General features: G+C 68.8%; 16 protein-coding genes and 1 tRNA gene. 3 read left to right on the forward strand and 14 right to left on the reverse strand.

Annotation, left to right across the window (positions count from 1 at the left end):
* Positions 1-15: 15 nt before the first annotated feature.
* The gene (locus ABD768_RS18175) at positions 16-951 is read left to right on the forward strand and encodes a hypothetical protein (RefSeq protein WP_344841957.1); all 936 of its coding nucleotides are present in this window, start codon (positions 16-18) and stop codon (positions 949-951) included.
* Here the strand turns inward: ABD768_RS18175 and prmC are convergent.
* From prmC to ABD768_RS18235, 12 genes are all read right to left on the reverse strand, one after another.
* The gene (gene prmC, locus ABD768_RS18180) at positions 942-1,781 is read right to left on the reverse strand and encodes a peptide chain release factor N(5)-glutamine methyltransferase (protein ID WP_328326891.1); all 840 of its coding nucleotides are present in this window, start codon (positions 1,779-1,781) and stop codon (positions 942-944) included. The genes ABD768_RS18175 and prmC overlap by 10 nt on opposite strands.
* 5 nt (positions 1,782-1,786) lie before the next feature.
* Positions 1,787-2,863, reverse strand: coding sequence for a peptide chain release factor 1 (prfA, locus tag ABD768_RS18185; protein WP_344841960.1), 1,077 nt, complete (start codon positions 2,861-2,863; stop codon positions 1,787-1,789).
* Between the two features lie 150 nt (positions 2,864-3,013).
* Entirely contained in the window at positions 3,014-3,220 is a 207-nt protein-coding gene (rpmE, locus tag ABD768_RS18190) for a 50S ribosomal protein L31 (RefSeq protein WP_343964038.1), read from the reverse strand.
* A gap of 144 nt (positions 3,221-3,364) precedes the next feature.
* Complete coding sequence (rho, locus tag ABD768_RS18195) at positions 3,365-5,554, reverse strand: transcription termination factor Rho (protein WP_344841963.1); 2,190 nt, start codon at positions 5,552-5,554, stop codon at positions 3,365-3,367.
* A 271-nt stretch (positions 5,555-5,825) separates the two neighbouring features.
* Positions 5,826-6,788: a homoserine kinase gene (gene thrB, locus ABD768_RS18200; RefSeq protein WP_343964042.1), complete on the reverse strand. Its 963-nt coding sequence runs from the start codon at positions 6,786-6,788 to the stop codon at positions 5,826-5,828.
* 1 nt (position 6,789) lies between these two features.
* On the reverse strand, positions 6,790-7,866 hold the full coding sequence (gene thrC, locus ABD768_RS18205; protein WP_343964044.1) for a threonine synthase: 1,077 nt from the start codon (positions 7,864-7,866) through the stop codon (positions 6,790-6,792).
* 2 nt (positions 7,867-7,868) lie between these two features.
* Complete coding sequence (locus tag ABD768_RS18210; RefSeq protein WP_343964046.1) at positions 7,869-9,200, reverse strand: homoserine dehydrogenase; 1,332 nt, start codon at positions 9,198-9,200, stop codon at positions 7,869-7,871.
* Positions 9,197-10,600 carry a diaminopimelate decarboxylase gene (gene lysA, locus ABD768_RS18215; protein ID WP_344841968.1) on the reverse strand — a complete coding sequence of 468 codons (1,404 nt, stop codon included), beginning with the start codon at positions 10,598-10,600 and terminating at the stop codon, positions 9,197-9,199. Before lysA ends, ABD768_RS18210 begins: the two co-directional genes overlap by 4 nt.
* Positions 10,597-12,258, reverse strand: a complete 1,662-nt coding sequence (argS, locus tag ABD768_RS18220) for an arginine--tRNA ligase (RefSeq protein ID WP_344841971.1) — start codon at positions 12,256-12,258, stop codon at positions 10,597-10,599. The genes lysA and argS overlap by 4 nt, the downstream gene beginning before the upstream one ends.
* 80 nt (positions 12,259-12,338) lie before the next feature.
* Positions 12,339-12,875, reverse strand: a complete 537-nt coding sequence (locus ABD768_RS18225) for a hypothetical protein (RefSeq protein WP_344841974.1) — start codon at positions 12,873-12,875, stop codon at positions 12,339-12,341.
* A 62-nt stretch (positions 12,876-12,937) separates the two neighbouring features.
* A complete protein-coding gene (locus ABD768_RS18230) occupies positions 12,938-13,453 on the reverse strand; it encodes a hypothetical protein (protein ID WP_344841977.1) in 516 nt (171 codons plus the stop codon).
* Positions 13,454-13,480: 27 nt separating this feature from the next.
* Complete coding sequence (locus ABD768_RS18235) at positions 13,481-13,666, reverse strand: PspC domain-containing protein (RefSeq protein WP_343964054.1); 186 nt, start codon at positions 13,664-13,666, stop codon at positions 13,481-13,483.
* Positions 13,667-13,821: 155 nt separating this feature from the next.
* On the opposite strand from ABD768_RS18235, the gene ABD768_RS18240 reads away from it, so the two are divergent.
* A tRNA-Arg gene (locus tag ABD768_RS18240) sits at positions 13,822-13,893 on the forward strand.
* A 130-nt stretch (positions 13,894-14,023) separates the two neighbouring features.
* Here ABD768_RS18240 and ABD768_RS18245 read toward each other — a convergent pair.
* Entirely contained in the window at positions 14,024-14,857 is an 834-nt protein-coding gene (locus tag ABD768_RS18245) for a hypothetical protein (protein ID WP_344841980.1), read from the reverse strand.
* A 99-nt stretch (positions 14,858-14,956) separates the two neighbouring features.
* Here ABD768_RS18245 and ABD768_RS18250 point away from each other — a divergent pair, with 99 nt between their 5' ends.
* Positions 14,957-16,042, forward strand: coding sequence for a serine hydrolase domain-containing protein (locus ABD768_RS18250; protein ID WP_343964058.1), 1,086 nt, complete (start codon positions 14,957-14,959; stop codon positions 16,040-16,042).
* Here ABD768_RS18250 and ABD768_RS18255 read toward each other — a convergent pair.
* Positions 16,039-16,899 (reverse strand): AraC family transcriptional regulator, encoded by an 861-nt coding sequence (locus ABD768_RS18255; protein ID WP_343964060.1) that lies wholly within the window; start codon positions 16,897-16,899, stop codon positions 16,039-16,041. The genes ABD768_RS18250 and ABD768_RS18255 overlap by 4 nt on opposite strands.
* Positions 16,900-17,008: the final 109 nt, after the last annotated feature.

Genomic DNA, 17,008 nt, shown 5'->3' on the forward strand with positions numbered 1-17,008 from the left:
TGGTTCCCTGGTGCGGTGCGTAGGACGGCTGGGGTTGTAGCGAGCTTGCTGCTGGTGGCGGCGGCCGGCTGCAGCGACAGCAAGGGCGATGCGGGGGCCGGGCCGGTGCTGAAGCCGGTGCCCAAGGTGTCCAGTTCGATGCCTGCGCCGCCGGCTGATGGGGAGTTGCCTCGGGGTGGGCGGGTGATCTTCCCCAAGTACCAGCTGGTGGGGTATGTCGGGTTGCCGGGGTCGCCTGCGTTGGGGCCGTTGGACAAGGACCTGGATGCGAAGGCGGACAAGCTGGAGAAGCTTGCCAAGTCGTACTCCGTCGGGCGTACTCCGTTGCCGGTGCTCGAGCTGATCGTCGTCGTCGCGAGCGGCGGGCCGGGGAAGGACCGCAAGTACCGCAACCGGCTGGCCGACGAGAAGATCGAGCGGTATCTGAAGGTCGCCCGCGAGCACAAGATGCTGCTGTTGCTCGACATCCAGCCGGGCCGGGCGAAGATCCTCGACGAGGTGAAGCGGCAGGAGCGCTGGCTGAAGGAACCCGACGTCGGCCTCGCCTTCGACCCGGAGTGGGCGGTCGGGCCGGGTCAGGTGCCGGGGCGGGTCTTCGGGCATACCAGCGGCGCCGAGCTGGACGGCATCGCGAAGTACCTGTCCGGGCTGGTCGCCCAGAACGATCTACCGGAGAAGGTGTTCGTCTTCCACCAACTGTCCGCGCGGATCGTCAGCAACGAGAAGGCTTTGAAGCAACACCCAGGCGTGGTGACGATCAAGTCGGTCGACGGGATCGGCAGCCGTTCGGCCAAGGAGTCCACCTGGCGCAAGCTCACGCCGCGGATGGCGGCCGGCGTGCATGCGGGCTTCAAGCTCTTCTACCAGGAGGACACCCGGCACGGCCCGCTGATGACACCGGCGCAGGTGATGGCGCTCAAACCCCGCCCGGAGTTCGTCGTCTACGAGTGAACTCTGCGCCCCGTGGCGAAGCGGTGCTTGCCAGTCAGGTCGAGCTGGTCGCGTACCTCGGTGAACAGACCGGTCGCAGCAAAGACGGCCGGCGCGGATTCACCCTGTACGTCGGCATGCTCGCACCCGAACCACCCACCAGGCTTCAGTAGCCGGCCGGCCGTGGCAGCGACGACCTTGATCTCGTCGAGCCCGTCGTCGCCCGACCAGAGCGCCAGCGCCGGGTCATGGTCGCGCACCTCGGCAGTGACGGATTCCCAAGCAGTCAAAGGGATGTACGGCGGGTTGGAGATCACCGCGTCGACCTGGCCATCCAGCTCCGGCAGGCAACCGTCGATGTCGCCTTCATGCAAGGTGGCCCCAGTCCCGGCCAGATTGCGCCGGGCCCAGACGCACGCCTCGGGCGACAGCTCCACGGCATGCACCGTGCTGTCGGGCCGCTCGGTGGCGACGGCTCCGGCAATCGCACCCGAGCCGCTGCAGAGGTCGACCACCAGTGGGTTCTCGACGTCGGCGATGCGGTCGAGGATCCAGCCGACGAGCACCTCGGTCTCGGGGCGCGGTACGAACACCCCTGGTCCTACGGCGAGGTCGCGGTAGCGGAAGGCCGCAGTACCGGTCAGGTGTTGCAGTGGCTCGCGCTGGGCGCGACGGGCGAGCAGGGCGGCGTACTGCGCCTCCTGGTCGGCCGTGGGCTTCACGAGCCCCAGCTGCATCCGCCGTACGCCGGTGACGTGGGCGAGCAGCTCTGCCGCGTCATAGTCGGGGGACGCGACTCCTGCGTCAGCCAGCTGGGCAGTGGCCTCGGCGAGGAGCGTGCGGACACTCACCGGGCTCACTGGCTCTCGACGGCCTCTAGACGAGCGGTGAGGTCCGCCTCGGTCAGTGCCTGGATCACCGGGGCCAGCTCGCCGTTGAGCACCTGGTCCAGGTTGTGCGCCTTGTAGCCGACCCGGTGGTCGGAGAAGCGGTTCTCCGGGAAGTTGTAGGTGCGTACGCGCTCTGAGCGGTCGACCGTACGAATCTGCGACCGGCGGGCGTCGGACGCCTCCTGGTCGGCCGCCTCCTGCGCAGCGGCGAGCAGCCGGGACCGCAGTACCCGCATGGCCTGCTCGCGGTTCTGCAGCTGGGACTTCTCGTTCTGCATCGAGACGACGATGCCGGTCGGGATGTGGGTGATCCGGACCGCCGAGTCGGTGGTGTTGACGCTCTGACCGCCGGGACCGGACGACCGGAACACGTCGATCCGCAGATCGTTCTGGTCGATCTCGACGTCGACGTCCTCGGCCTCGGGCAGCACCAGGACACCGGCCGCGCTGGTGTGGATCCGTCCTTGCGACTCGGTCACCGGCACCCGCTGCACGCGGTGCACGCCACCCTCGAACTTCAGCTTCGCGTACGGCGCTTCGCCGGGCTCGGGCGTGCCCTTCGCCTTCACCGCGACGGTGATCGACTTGTAGCCGCCGAGGTCGGACTCGGCCGAGTCGAGCACCTCGGTCTTCCAGTTCTGCGACTCGGCGTACTTCAGGTACATCTTCAGCAGGTCGCCGGCGAACAGGGCCGACTCGTCGCCGCCCTCTCCCGCCTTGATCTCGAGGATCGCGTCCTTGTCGTCACTCGGGTCGCGCGGCACGAGCAGCACCTGCAGCTTCTCGGCCAGCTCGTCGCGGCGGCGCTCGAGCTTGGTCGCCTCCTCGGCGAAGCTCGCGTCCTCGTGGGCAAGCTCCTTGGCGGCCTCGATGTCATCGGCCGTCTGCAGCCACTCCGCGTACGTCCGCACGACCGGCGCCAGCGCGGCGTACCGCTTGCCGACCTGCCGCGCGACGGCCTGGTCGGAGTGCAGCTCAGGATCCGACATCCGCCGTTCCAGCTCGGCGTACTCCGCCTTCAGCGATTGCACTGCCTCGAACATGCCTGCACTCCTTCCGGGTACGAATCAAGCACCAGCCCACGCAAGGGGGGTGCGGGTGGCGAAGCCCCCGCTCGCGGCGAAGCCGCACAACACGCAAAAGCGAGGTGGCCTGCGCTGTCCGCAGGCACACCTCGCCCAGAGCTTTTGCAGCTACTTCTTCGCGTACCGCTTCTCGAAGCGGGCGACGCGGCCACCGGTGTCGAGAATCTTCTGCTTGCCGGTGTAGAACGGGTGGCACTGCGAGCAGACCTCGGAGCGGATGGTGCCGCTCTCGGCCGTCGAGTGGGTCTCGAACGACGCGCCACAGGTGCAGGTCACCGTGGTCTTCACGTAGTTCGGGTGGATGTCGCTCTTCATGGATCTCCTCGAGTCAAAGGGGCGCCGGGTCGTCCGCTTGGTACGAACGTGAACCGGAACCAACAGACAAGTTTGCCATCTAGTGGCCCAACCTGACGAATCGCCCCGGTATTCCGGGGCGATCCGGTCAGCAAGCGGCTACTGCTAGTTACCGTTGTCCGTCGTGTGACCGTTGCCGGCCGACGGGGTGGTCTTGTTCACCTGGAGCAGGAACTCGATGTTCGACTTGCTCTCCTTGAGCTTGCCGATCAGCAGCTCCAGCGCTGCCTGGCCGTCGAGGGCGGACAGCACCCGGCGGAGCTTCCAGACGACCTGGGTCTCGTCCTTGCTCATCAGCAGTTCCTCGCGGCGGGTACCGGAGGCGACCACGTCGATGGCCGGGAAGATCCGGCGGTCGGCGAACTCGCGACGCAGCCGCAGCTCCATGTTGCCGGTGCCCTTGAACTCCTCGAAGATGACCTCGTCCATCTTGGAGCCGGTCTCGATCAGCGCCGTCGCCAGGATGGTGAGCGAGCCGCCGTCCTCGATGTTGCGGGCCGCGCCGAAGAACCGCTTCGGCGGGTACAGCGCCGACGAGTCGACACCACCGGACAGGATCCGGCCGCTGGCCGGGGCCGCGATGTTGTACGCCCGGCCCAGGCGGGTGATCGAGTCCAGCAGCACGACGACGTCGTGGCCGAGCTCGACGAGCCGCTTGGCCCGCTCGATCGCCAGCTCGGCGACCGTGGTGTGGTCGTCGGCCGGCCGGTCGAAGGTCGAGGCGATGACCTCACCCTTGACCGTGCGCTGCATGTCGGTGACCTCTTCGGGCCGCTCGTCCACCAGCACGACCATCAGGTGTACTTCGGGGTTGTTCGTGGTGATCGCGTTGGCGAGCGCCTGCAGCACCATCGTCTTACCGGCCTTCGGCGGCGAGACGATCAGGCCGCGCTGGCCCTTGCCGATCGGGCTGACGATGTCGACGATCCGGGTGGTCAGGATGCCCGGCTCGGTCTCGAGCCGGAGCCGCTCGGTCGCGTACAGCGGGGTCAGCTTGTTGAAGTCCTGACGCTGCTTGGCGACCTCGGGGTCGGACCCGTTGACGGTGTCGATCCGGACCAGCGGGTTGAACTTCTCCTTGCGCTCGCCGTCCGACGGCTGCTTCACCGCGCCGGTGATCGCGTCACCCTTGCGCAGGCCGTAGCGCTTCACCATCGACAGCGCGACGTACACGTCGTTCGGGCCCGGCAGGTAACCGCTGGTCCGGACGAAGGCGTAGTTGTCGAGCACGTCGAGGATGCCGGCGGCGGGGACGAGCACGTCGTCCTCGCTGATCGTCGGCTCCGGCTCGAAGCGGTCGTTGCGGCCGCGGTTGCGCTGGTTGTCCCGGCCGCCGCGGTCGTTGCGGTCGTTGCGGTCGTTCGTGGGACGGTCGGTGCCGACCCGGTCACGATCGCGGCCCCGGCGGCGACGGCGACGGCCCTCGCCCTCCTCGCCCCGGTCGTTCTGGTTCTGCCGGTCGCGGTTGTTGTCGCGGCCGCCGTCCCGGTTGGCGTCGCGATCGGTGCGCTGACCGTCGCGGTTGCCGTCCCGCTGACCGTCACGGCTCTGCTGGCCATCACGCTGACCGTCACGGGCCTGACCGTCGCGGCCGTCGCGGGACTGGTTGTCCCGGCTGTCGCGGGTCTGGCCGTCACGAGCCTGACCGTCACGGGTCTGGCCGTCACGGGTCTGGCCGTCGCGCTGGTTGTCCCGCGCGTTGTCGCGGCCACGGTTGCGGTCGCGGTTGCCCTCGCCCCGGTCACCGCGGCTGTCGCCACGGTCGGAGCCCTGCTCGGCCGACGGGCTGTCGACCGGCTCACGAGTCTTCTCCGGCGCCTGGACGGCCTCGGCCGTCGCGCCGTTCTGCACCGCGACCGGCGACGACTCGGCCACCTTGTCGACCACCTTGGCGGCGGCGACGGTCTGCTCGGCCGGCTCGGTGCTGGTCTGGGTGGCGGCGGCGCGCGTCCGGCGGCTGCCGGCCCGCTGCGGCGCTTCCTTGGCCGGAGCCTCGGCCTTGACGGCCACGGGCTCCGCGGCGGCCTCGTCCAGGGTCGGCTGGCTCGATCGCGCACGGGATCCGCCCGAGCCGGCGCCCTTCTGGGTCGCCTTGATCGCCTCGATCAGCTGGCCCTTGCGCAGCGCGCCGGTGCCCTTGATGCCGAGCGTCCCGGCGAGCTGCTTGAGCTCGGGGAGCAGCATGCCTTCGAGGCCGCCTCCGGCCTTGCGGCGCCGCGTTCCGGCGGTAGCCGTCGCGTCGGTGCCCGGGGCCGAGGTACCGGCTCCGCTGGAGGCTTCAACAGTTTCTGTCACGTGAGGTCCTTCCCACACGGATGGACGATGTCCTGAGAGGCTCATCGCCCGGAATCATCTCCCGCGACCGACGAAACGGCGACGCGGGGTAACAAGGAGGCGGCTCTCGCTGAATCTGGGTTCCCCCGGAAATCTCCGGCGCAGGCGGCGCAAGTTCTTCTCTGGGAGATCGCCACCTACACCTGGGGTGCCGGGAACAAAGCCCGATGCGGCGAGAGTTCGCCGATCACCTGGAGGGGATCGGGTGATCCGAGACTAGCACCCATCAGGGTCAGTCTGCTGCCTCGAGGTGTTCAACGCGTGTCCGGGATCGTTCATTCCCGCCCTCGGCGAGCAGTTGTTCTGCATCGGCGGACCAGACCTGTACGCCGAGTGGATCGATACCGAGCTCGTACCGGTGCCAGCCGTCGGGTGCCTCCTCCGCTCGCTCGGGTTCGTCGCCCAGCACCAGCACCGTCGGACCGGCGCCGCTGACGACCGCGGCCAGACCGCTTCCGCGGAGCTTGTGCACAAGGGCAAGGCTCTCGGGCATCGCGGGCTGCCGGTACTCCTGGTGCAGCCAGTCTTCGGTCGCCGTCATCAGCAACGAGGGCCGCGAGGTCAACGCTGCAACGAGCAACGCGGCCCGTCCTGCATTCGCAGCTGCATCTGCATGCGGTACCGAGGACGGCAGCAACCCACGAGCTTCCTTGGTCAGAACGCGCGTCGACGGCACGTACGCGACCACCGACAACTCGGTCATCGGCTCCAGCCGGATCGCCCGGCCGGTACCGCCGTCGGTCCACGCGATCGTGAACCCACCCAGCGCACACGCGGCCACGTTGTCCGGGTGCCCTTCGATCTCGTTGGCCAACTCCAGCACGTGATCCCGATCCAACGGCTCCCCCGCCAGCCCGTAAGCCGCCGCGATCCCCCCGACGATCGCCGCCGACGAAGACCCCAGCCCCCGCCCATGCGGAATCCGGTTCTCACACCGCAAGGTGAAGCCGGGCACCGACGCCCCGAGTGCATCCAGGCCGGCGCGGATGGACCGCACCACCAGATGCGACTCGTCCAGAGCGACCTCACCCTCACCGGGCCCGGTCACCTCGACAACCACTCCGTCCCCACCCGGAGTAACCGTCAACTCGTCATACCGAGTCAGAGCCAGCCCAAACGCATCGAACCCAGGGCCCAGGTTTGCGCTAGTGGCTGGTACCCGGACATGAACCGGACCACCGTCGGTCGGGGGCAACTCAAGCCAGCCCTGCTACTCGGGCGACCGCGTCGGTGTCTGCCGGGGTGACTGGGGTCTCCTTGACCGTTGCGTAAGACAGAGCAGTGTCGATGTCTTTGAGGCCGTGGCCGGTGACGGTGATGACGATGGTGGAGCCGCCGTCCAGCCGGCCGGCGGCCTTCGTCGCCAGCAGTCCGGCGACGCCCGCGGCCGAGGCGGGTTCCACGAAGACGCCTTCCCGGGCGGCCAGTTCGCGCTGGGCGGAGAGGATCTGGTCGTCGGTGACTGCCTCGATCCGGCCGCCTGATTCATCTCTGGCAGCTTCGGCGAGCGTCCAGGAGGCGGGGTTGCCGACCCGGATCGCGGTCGCCTGGGTGTCCGGCTTCTCGACGATCCGTCCGGTGACGATCGGCGCGGCGCCTTCCGCCTGGAAACCCCACATCTGCGGCACCTTCGAGGAGATCTTGTCCTTGCGATACTCCTGGTAGCCCTTCCAGTACGCAGCGATGTTGCCCGCGTTCCCAACCGGCAGCAAGTGCAGATCGGGCGCGTCACCAAGCGCGTCACAGACCTCGAACGCCGCGGTCTTCTGGCCTTCCAGCCGGACCGGGTTGACCGAGTTCACCAGCGCGACCGGGTAGTGCTTGCCCAGCTCCCGCACGATCCGCAGGCAGTCGTCGAAGCCACCGTCGATCGACACCAACTTCGCGCCGTGCACGATCGCCTGCGCCAGCTTGCCCTTCGCGATCCGCCCGGCCGGGATCAGCACCAACGGCAGCATCCCGGCACGCACGGCGTACGCCGCGGCTGAAGCCGACGTATTGCCGGTCGAAGCGCACACAACCGCCTTGTCACCCGCCTGTGCCGCCAGCGAGATCGCCACCGTCATGCCGCGGTCCTTGAACGAGCCGGTCGGGTTGTTGCCCTCGACCTTGAGCCAGACCTCGCAATTGGTCTGCTCGCTCAGCCACTGCGCGGCCACCAGCGGCGTACCGCCTTCGCCGAGGGTGACCACCGGAGTGTCCGCCGAGACCGGGAGCCGGTCGCGGTATTCCTCGATCACGCCTCGCCACTGGTGTGGCCGCTGCTTCGTCATCTCTAATCCCCTTCGACCCGCATCACACTGCTGACCTCACGGACGATCTCCATGTCACGCAGGGCTTCCACGGTCGCCGAGAGCGCGGCGTCGGTGGCGGTGTGGGTGACGACGACCAGTTGCGCGTCACCGCCGCGGCCTTCCTGCCGGACGGTCTGGATCGACACGCCGTGGTCGGAGAAGGCCAGTGCCACCGCCGCCAGCACACCGGCCTTGTCGGCCACGTCCAGCGACACGTGATAGCGAGTCCGGGTGGCACCCATCGGACGGGCGGCCCGCTGGGTGTACGACGACTCGCCGACCCCCGGCACACCCTTGAGCCGGTTGCGCGCGGCGGACACCAGATCCCCGAGGACAGCACTGGCCGTCGGGGCGCCGCCGGCACCACGACCATAGAACATCAGCTGGCCGGCCGCTTTGGATTCCACGAAAACGGCGTTGTACGCGTCCCGGACCGAGGCCAGCGGGTGGCTCAGCGGGATCATCGCCGGATAGACCCGGGCACCGACCGAGTCGTTGTCCTCGTCCAGCTCGCAGATCGCCAGGAACTTCACCACGCAGCCCATCTCGCGGGCCGAGGCGATGTCCGTCGCGGACACCTCGGTGATGCCCTCGCGGTGCACGTCGGCGATGGAAACCCTGGTGTGGAAGGCCAAACTCGCCAGCAACGCGGCCTTCGCGGCAGCGTCGAAGCCCTCGATGTCGGCGGTCGGGTCGGCCTCTGCGTATCCCAGCGCCTGGGCCTCCTCGAGCGCTTCGTCGAAGCCGGCGCCGGTGGAGTCCATCTTGTCGAGGATGTAGTTCGTGGTGCCGTTGACGATGCCCATCACCCGGGTCACGTCGTCACCGGCCAGCGACTCGCGCAGCGGCCGCAGGATCGGGATCGCGCCGGCCACCGCGGCTTCGAAGTACAGATCGCGCTCGTACTTCTCCGCGGCGGCGAACAGGGTCGGGCCGTCCTCGGCGAGCAGCGCCTTGTTGGCCGTGACGACGGAGGCGCCGTGCTCGAGCGCGGTGAGGATGAGGCTGCGGGCCGGCTCGATCCCGCCGATCACCTCGATCACCAGGTCCAGGTCACCGCGCGAGACGAGTGCCTGCGCGTCGGTGGTGACCAGGGCCGGGTCGACCGCGATGTCGCGCGCCCGGCCGGCCCGGCGTACGGCGATGCCGGCGATCTCCAGCGGGGCGCCGACCCGGGCGGCGAGGTCGTCGGCCCGCTCGGTCAGGATCCGGACCACCTCGGTGCCGACGACGCCGCATCCGAGCAGCGCCACCTTCAGCGGCCGCTGCCCCGCCCCGGGCTTCTCTTCGAGGGGTTCTGCGTTCTCGGTCATTCGGCCCCCATGTCCAGTGCAAGCATGTCGTCCTCGGTCTCGCGACGAACGACGACCCGCGTCTGCCCGTCCTTGACCGCGATCACCGGTGGCCGCGGTACGTGGTTGTAGTTGCTCGCCATCGACCGGCAGTACGCGCCCGTGCCCGGTACTGCGACCAGGTCGCCCGGCTTGACGTCGGCGGGCATGAACTCGTCCTTCACCACGATGTCGCCCGACTCGCAGTGCTTGCCGACCACGCGAGCCAGCGTCGGCTCGGCCTCGGAGTACCGGTTGGCCAGCGTGCAGGAGTAGTCGGCGTCGTACAGCGCGGTGCGGATGTTGTCGCTCATGCCGCCGTCGACGGAGACGTAGGTGCGGTAGGCATCGGCGTCGAGGGAGACCTCTTTGACCGTGCCGACCGAGTAGACCGTGCACATCGCCGGGCCGACGATCGCGCGGCCGGGCTCGATCGAGACCTTCGGCACGTCGACACCGTGACCGCGGCACTCGTGCTCGACGATCTTGCCCATCTCGGTGGCCAGCTGCGCGGGGTCGGACGGGTCGTCCTGGGTGGTGTACGCGATACCGAAACCGCCACCGAGGTCCAGCTCCGGCATGTCCACGCCGAGCTCGTCGGAAACCCTTGCGTGCAAGGCGATCACCCGCTTGGCGGCGACCTCGAAGCCGGACGAGTCGAAGATCTGCGAGCCGATGTGCGAGTGCAGCCCGAGCAGCTCCAGCTCCGGCGCTTCGTTGATCCGGGCAACGGCTTCGTAGGCCGCGCCCGAGGTGATCGAGAAGCCGAACTTCTGGTCCTCGTGCGCGGTCGCGATGTAGGCGTGGGTGTGCGCCTCGACGCCCGCGGTGACCCGGACCATCACCGGCGCGACCAGGCCGCGCTCCTTGGCCAGCTCGATCAGCCGGCTGATCTCGTGCTCGGAGTCGACGATGATCCGGCCGACGCCGGCCTCGAGCGCGCGGGCCAGCTCCTGCTCGGACTTGTTGTTGCCGTGGAACCCGAGTCGCTTGGGGTCGGCACCGGCCCGCAGCGCGACGGCGAGCTCGCCACCGGAGCAGATGTCGAGGTTGAGCCCCTCCTCCATCACCCAGCGGACAACGGTCGTACAGAGAAAGGCCTTGCCCGCGTAGTAGACGTCGAAGTCCTTGAACCCGAGCTTGAACGCGCGGGCCCGGGACCGGAAGTCGTCCTCGTCCAGCACGTACGCCGGGCTGCCGTGCTCGGCGACCAACTCGCGCAGGTCGACGCCGCCGACCTCGAGCGCGCCTTCGCCGTTCTTCTTGGCCGTCGTCGACCAGAGCGAGGTGACCAGGTCGTTGGGGTCACGCGGTGCGCGCAGCCACGGCGGCGAGTTGTGTCCGAGGTCGGCGTGCAGCGTGCCCGCCTCGTGCGCCCTCACATCCGCTCCGGAGCGCTGACGCCGAGCAGGTCGAGCCCGTTGGCGAGGACGGTCTTGGTGGCGTTGACCAGGGTCAAGCGAGCCTTGTGCACCGGCTCGATCTCCTCGTCGCCGCGCGGAAGCACCCGGCAGACGTCGTAGAACTTGTGGAACGCCGAGGCGGTGTCCTCGAGGTAGCGGGCGACCCGGTGCGGCTCACGCAGCTCGGCGGCCGTCGCGACCACCCGCGGGAAGTCGGCCAGCGCGCGGAGCAGGTCGCCCTCCTTCTCGTGGCTGAGCAGGCCGGGCTCGAACTCGTCCAGCTTGATCCCGAGCTCGTCGGCGTTGCGCAGGATCGAGGCGAGCCGGGCGTGCGCGTACTGCACGTAGTACACCGGGTTCTCGCTGACCTGGCGGGTCATCTCCTCGATGTCCAGGGTCAGCGGGGAGTCGACCGGGTAGCGGCACAGCGTGTACCGCAGCGGGTCGACGCCGCTCTCCTCGACCAGCTCGGCGAGCGTGACGATCGTGCCCGCGCGCTTGGACAGCTTCATCTCCTCACCGTTCTTGAGGATCTTGACGAGCTGACCGATCAGGATCTCGATGTTGTGCTCGGGGTCGTCGCCGGCGCAGGCCGCGATCGCCTTCAGCCGGTTCACGTAGCCGTGATGGTCGGCGCCGAGCAGGTAGATGCAGACCTCGAAGCCGCGCTCGCGCTTGTTCACGTAGTACGCCGCGTCGGAGGCGAAGTAGGTCGGGTCACCGTTGGTCCGGATCAGCACCCGGTCCTTGTCGTCGGTGAAGTCGGTGGTCCGCATCCACAGCGCGTCGTCCGCCTCGTACAGATGCCCCTGCTCGCGGAGCTTCTCGATCGCGTGGCCGACGCCGTCCTGCTCGTGCAGGCTGCGCTCGGACATCCAGACGTCGAACTTGGTCCGGAACTGGGCCAGCTGGTCCTGCTGCTCCTTGAGCTGCCGCTCGTACCCCGCCTCGCGGAACGCGACCGACTGCTCGGCCTCGGGCAGCTCCTTGATCCCCGGCACCTCGGCGACGATCCGGGCGGCCAGGTCATTGATGTACTCCCCGTGATACCCGTCCTCGGGGACCGGTACGCCGTTGGCCGAGGCCATCAGCGAGGCGCCGAACTTGTCCATCTGGGCGCCCCGGTCGTTCACGTAGAACTCACGGGTGACCTTGGCGCCGGCGGCGATCAGCACCCGGGCCAGCGCGTCGCCGACGGCGGCCCAGCGGGTGTGGCCGAGGTGCAGTGGGCCGGTCGGGTTGGCGGAGATGAACTCCAGGTTGATCGGCTGGCCCTTGAGCGAGTCGCTCGACCCGTACGCCGGGCCGGCCTCGACGATCTGCGCCGCGATCTTGCCCTGGGCATCGGCCGCGACCCGGATGTTGATGAAGCCCGGACCGGCGATCTCGACCGCCGTGATGGCGTCGTCGTCCTGCAGCTTGGCCGCCAGCAGCTCGGCCAGCTTGCGCGGGTTGCCGAGGCTGGAGCGCTTGCCCAGCTGCATGGCGATGTTGGTCGCGTAGTCCCCGTGCTCGGGATTCTTGGGCCGCTCCACCTTGAGCTCACCGGGCAGGCCGCCCTCGACCGTCAGCGCGCCGTCGTCGACGAGCGCGGTCAGGGCCAACAGAATCTTCTCAGCGAGCTGTTCCGGAGTCACCGGGCCAGCCTAATGGCCAGCCGCCCAAACCCTTGACTCAGTATCCACAGCCCGGTACGACCGCGCTCCCGGGCGTCCGCTCAGGCGGGTTTGAGACGGAGAACGGCTGTTCTGCCGGAGACGGCGATGGTGGTCACCTTGAGGCTGTTGAGGGTGTAGCTCTGGCCGGGGCCCTGGGCGCTGGTGCTGATGCTGCAGCAGCCGCCGTCGGCGCTGTAGGCGACGGTGCCGTTGCTCACCCGGTCGATCTTCAGAATGCTGGTGAAGCCGAGGGTGCTCCGCTTGACCTGGAGGCGGGTGCCGGTGCGGACGGCGACCTCGCAGCGGGAGTCGGCGCAGGCCTTGTAGTTGGTCCCGTCGGCCGCGGTGGGGACCGGCTTGGTGGGCTTCGGCAGGATCGAAGGCTTGGGGGTGGACGACGGGGTCGCGGGCGGGGTCGGCGTACCGGCGGTGTCTGGCGGTGGGGTGTCGCCGGGGCCGGGCGTGGGCGTGGCCGTGGGGCTTGCGGGCGTGGTGGGTGCTGGGCCGGCCGTGCCGTTGTCGTCCGAGGAACCGCCGCAGCCGGCCAGGGTGAGCGTGGCGGCGACGGTGGCGACGAGCGCGAGCTTGGTGTTCATACCGGCAGTCAACAAGGCCCTAGGGGATCTCAGGGACAGATAGCCGCTTCCTGCCACTCAGGTCAGTGGGTGGCTTCGACCTGGACGACGCTTTCGCGCGGGAGCTTGGTGTCCCACGCGGCCTTCTCGCCGTTGACGGTGACGGTCAGCGAGCCGCAGGCGTCGGCCAGGCAATGGTCGTCGTACCTGAGGCCCCAGAGGGTGAAGAACTGGCTCAGGGTCGGGCGCTCGGCCTTCGTCTTCGCCTCGACCCACAACACGCCGTCGGTACCGTGCGTGTGCACCGCCGCCTGCTCGGCGCGGAGCCGGTCGACGCCGATGTCCGCCGGGATCTCCACCGGCTTGCCGTCGACCGTGACGGACAGCTTGAGCGTGTACGGCGCCGGGCCGCTGAAGTCGAGCGGCAACCGCTCGAACCCGGCCTTGTCGACGTACGAGACCGCATCCCGTGGCGCGCTCCACGGGGGTGCGCTCGTCCTGAGCTCCGCAGGGGCCGGCTTGGCCGGGCCGACCTGGCAGCCGCTCAACGCCGGTACCAGGCTCAGTGTGACGGCCACCACCAGCAGACCCGCTCTCATGGGGAGCAGGGTTTCATGCCGCCTTGATCAGTCCTCCGACGGCATCAGCACCCAGAGCACGATGTAGATCAGGAACTGCGGACCGGGCAGCAGGCAGCTGACCACGAAGATGAGTCGCATCGTGTTCGCGGAGATGCCGAAACGGCGCGCGAGACCGGCACACACACCACCGATCCAACGATTGCTGGACGGCCGGACCAAGGAGCTAGCCATGGGTTCGTTTTCCTTTCGGTACTTGGGGTTACGTCCACTATGACGACTCCAGTACCCACCAGGATCCCGCCACACGGAAGACCCAGGGACCGACCAGGGTCTCCCCCAATGCGAACCCTCACCGAAATTCCTGCTAATGTTCTGCTCGTTCCTGAGCCCCCGTAGCTCAGGGGATAGAGCACCGCCCTCCGGAGGCGGGTGCGCAGGTTCGAATCCTGCCGGGGGCGCGGACGATCTGGGCGATTCATGCTCGCGGAAAGCGCGAGCCTGGATCGCCCGCCGTTTTGTGGGGGCGAAGCCCCCACGCCCCACCCGGCGGGCTCCGCCCCCGGACCCCCACCGTGGCGGGCCAGGTTGCTACTGCTGGAAGCGGTAGGTCTTGCTGTCGGTGGTGATGCAGATGCTTGGGGAGAGGACGATGACGCGGAGGGTGGCGTCGGGTTCGTAGTAGTCGATGCCCTCTACCTCGAAGGTGCCGGTGCAGGCGCTCTGCAAGGGCAGTTGGCCCAGTGAGGTGACTGTGCCGGTGACGTCGGTGGTGCCGACGGGGGCGGAGAGGTCTACCTGGAGCAGGGGCTTGGTGGTGCCGAAGAGGGTGCCGTCGGGGTCGTCGGAGGCGCAGAGGAGTTGGGTTGCGGTGACGAAGTCGCAGCCTTGGATGTCGCGGACCTGGTGGTTCAGGCGGATCGCCGAGGCGTACGGGAGGTTCTGGGCCGGGTTGGTGGCACCGACGCCGGGCATGGGCAGGACCAGGAGGCGGTCCATGGTTCCCCACTCACCAGTGACCATCCAGCGCACGTCCGGAGATACCGCGGAGAAGCTGTTGTTGCTGGCCTCCCACAGTTCCAGGGCGTGCTTGTAGTTGCTCCACTTGCCGGTCGGCGACTGCACCCGGTAGAGCTTCGCGCCGCGGTCGTCACGCTGGTACGGCTCCACGTACCAACCCCCGGCGGCACCGGGGTCGCCGACGTGGTTCCAGCCGCCGACCAGCAGATCGAGTGGGATGGTCGTGGTGCCGGTGTACCGGTACGTCGTGGTGCCACCGCGGGTCACGGTCGCCAGCCCCTGGCCTTCGTCGAGCGGCCGGGCGTTGTCGGAACCGACGATCCGCCAGCCGGTGACGGCGTGGGCTTGCAGCGGAATGAGCAGGGCGGTCAGCGCCGCCGCGAAGAAGATCCCCAGTTTGCGCATTCACTCGTTGTAGCAGCGCCTGCTGTCAGAGTGATGAAATCCCGGTGCCTACCGAACAAATCGGTTGGTGCGGGCGCGCGTAGTGGCTTTGATGGGCTCATGAGTGAGGTGGAGGGGACCTGCGACGCGCGGTTCGAGACCGTGCGGGAGGCGCTGGTCGCGTCTCTGGACGACAAGGACGTCGGTGCTTCGGTCGCCGTCTACCTGGGTGACGAGCTGGTCGTGGATCTGTGGGGCGGGTACTTCGATGAGGCCCGCACCAGGCCCTGGGAGTCCGACACGATCACCTGCGTCTTCTCCACGACGAAGACGATGGCCGCGTTGACGACGCTGATCCTCGCCGACCGTGGGGTGATCGACCTGGACGCGCCGGTCGCGAAGTACTGGCCGGAATTCGGTGCCCTGGGCAAGGACAAGATCCTGGTACGGCACGTGCTGGGCCACACGGCCGGCCTGCCCACCTGGGACAAGCCGGTACGGACCGAGCAGCTCTACGACTGGTCGCTGATGACCAGGCTGCTGGCCGAGCAGGCGCCGAGCGCGCCGCCGGGGGAGGTCGGCGCCTACCACGCGGTGACCCAGGGATTCCTGCTCGGCGAGATCGTCCGGCGGGCAACCAGCCGGACTCTCGCCACCTACTTCGCCGAGGAGGTCGCCGGACCGCTCGGTGCCGACTTCCAGCTGACTGTGCCGCCCGGTGACGACCACCGGGTCTCCCCTGTCATCCCGGCCCCGACCAGAGCACCCGAGATCGTCGCAGCGGGGCCCGGGAACCCGCCGATTCCGGCGGAGACCGCCAACACCGAGGCCTGGCGACGGGCGGATATCCCATCGGCCGGTGGGTTCGGCAACGCGCGGTCGGTCGCTGCTGTCCAGTCGGTGCTGGCCAACGGCGGCGAGGCCCGTGGCGTGCGCTTGCTGTCGAAGGCCGGGTGCGAGCGCGTCCTCGAGGAGCAGTTCTTCGGTGAGGACGAGGTGTTCGGCAGGCGGATGCGTTATGGGATGGGCTACAGCGTGCAGGGCCAGACCTGCAGTTGGGGCGGTTGGGGCGGCTCACTGGTCCTGGTCGACCTCGAGGCCCGGCTGACCGTTGCCTATGTGATGAACCAGATGCTGGAAGAGAGCGCGCTCGGTGACGGCCGTGGCCTAGGCATGGTGTTCGCGGCCTACGAAGGCGCGTACTAGGGAGTCCGGTCCTCGGCCGGCGTACGGCCGAAGGCCTTGTGGTACGTCCGGGTGAAGTGGGCCGGGCTGGTGTAGCCGACCTGGTACGCGACCTCGGCGGCCGTCAGCGGCTGCGTGCGGAGCAGCACCCTGGCCTCCTGCAGCCGTAGCTGCTTCTGGAACTGGATCGGCGTCATCGAGGTCGCGGCCAGGAAGTGCCGGTGGAAGGTCGACGGGCTCATCCCGGCCACCTCGGCCAGGTCGGCCACCAGGATCGGCTCGTTGTGGTGCCGGCGGATCCAGCCGATCGCGTCCGAGATGTGCGAGAGCATGCCGTCTGCCAGCCCGATCTGCTGAACCAGCGCGCCTTGGTCACCGAGGAGCAGCCGCCACAGGATCTCGCGCCGGATACCGGCCCCCAGCACCCGTACGTCGTCCGGCCGGTCGGCGATCCGCAGCAGCCGGACGACAGGATCGAGCAAGTCCGGCGTCGCGTCGCTGACCACCATGCCGCCGTACTGCGGTGGCCGGGCCGGCGTCTCGAGCAGCAGCGGCGCGATGTCCAGCGGGTCGAGCCGGATGCTCACCACGGCGAACGGCTCGTCGGGACTCGCCTTCAGCGCCTGCCCGATCACCGGCAGGTCCAGCGAGGTGACCAGGAACTGCCCGGCGCTGTACTCGTAGGCGACCCCGTTGAGCAGCGTCAGTTTGACGCCTGAGGCAACGATCGCCACCGACGGCTCGGCCACCCCGGCACTCAGCTCGGTCGGCGCATCGACCCGGCTGACCTGTACGCCGTCCAGCAGGTGCCGGCTGTGCCCGCGCTGCCCGACGGCGTGCCGCAGGATCAGCGTCCGGAGCTCTTCGAGCAGGTCCACTCCCCCAGTGTTCCACCGAAGTCGCCAGGATCGCGCAAGCGGGCGCCAGCATCAGGCTCACGCTTCCCCGCCCGCCGGTGGTCTGATCGAAGTATCGACAGAAAGGCAT

The sequence above is a fragment of the Kribbella ginsengisoli genome, from assembly GCF_039537185.1.
In the GTDB taxonomy this organism is placed as follows: Bacteria; Actinomycetota; Actinomycetes; order Propionibacteriales; family Kribbellaceae; genus Kribbella; species Kribbella koreensis.

What these genes read in the sequence shown, in the direction of transcription:
- prfA (WP_344841960.1), bottom strand. Translation starts at nt 2,863, where the DNA reads ATGTTCGAGGCAGTGCAATCGCTGAAGGCGGAGTACGCCGAGCTGGAA.
- rpmE (WP_343964038.1), bottom strand. Translation starts at nt 3,220, where the DNA reads ATGAAGAGCGACATCCACCCGAACTACGTGAAGACCACGGTGACCTGC.
- thrC (WP_343964044.1), bottom strand. Translation starts at nt 7,866, where the DNA reads ATGACGAAGCAGCGGCCACACCAGTGGCGAGGCGTGATCGAGGAATAC.
- ABD768_RS18210 (WP_343964046.1), bottom strand. Translation starts at nt 9,200, where the DNA reads ATGACCGAGAACGCAGAACCCCTCGAAGAGAAGCCCGGGGCGGGGCAG.
- ABD768_RS18225 (WP_344841974.1), bottom strand. Translation starts at nt 12,875, where the DNA reads ATGAACACCAAGCTCGCGCTCGTCGCCACCGTCGCCGCCACGCTCACC.
- ABD768_RS18230 (WP_344841977.1), bottom strand. Translation starts at nt 13,453, where the DNA reads ATGAGAGCGGGTCTGCTGGTGGTGGCCGTCACACTGAGCCTGGTACCG.
- ABD768_RS18235 (WP_343964054.1), bottom strand. Translation starts at nt 13,666, where the DNA reads ATGGCTAGCTCCTTGGTCCGGCCGTCCAGCAATCGTTGGATCGGTGGT.
- ABD768_RS18245 (WP_344841980.1), bottom strand. Translation starts at nt 14,857, where the DNA reads ATGCGCAAACTGGGGATCTTCTTCGCGGCGGCGCTGACCGCCCTGCTC.
- ABD768_RS18250 (WP_343964058.1), top strand. Translation starts at nt 14,957, where the DNA reads ATGAGTGAGGTGGAGGGGACCTGCGACGCGCGGTTCGAGACCGTGCGG.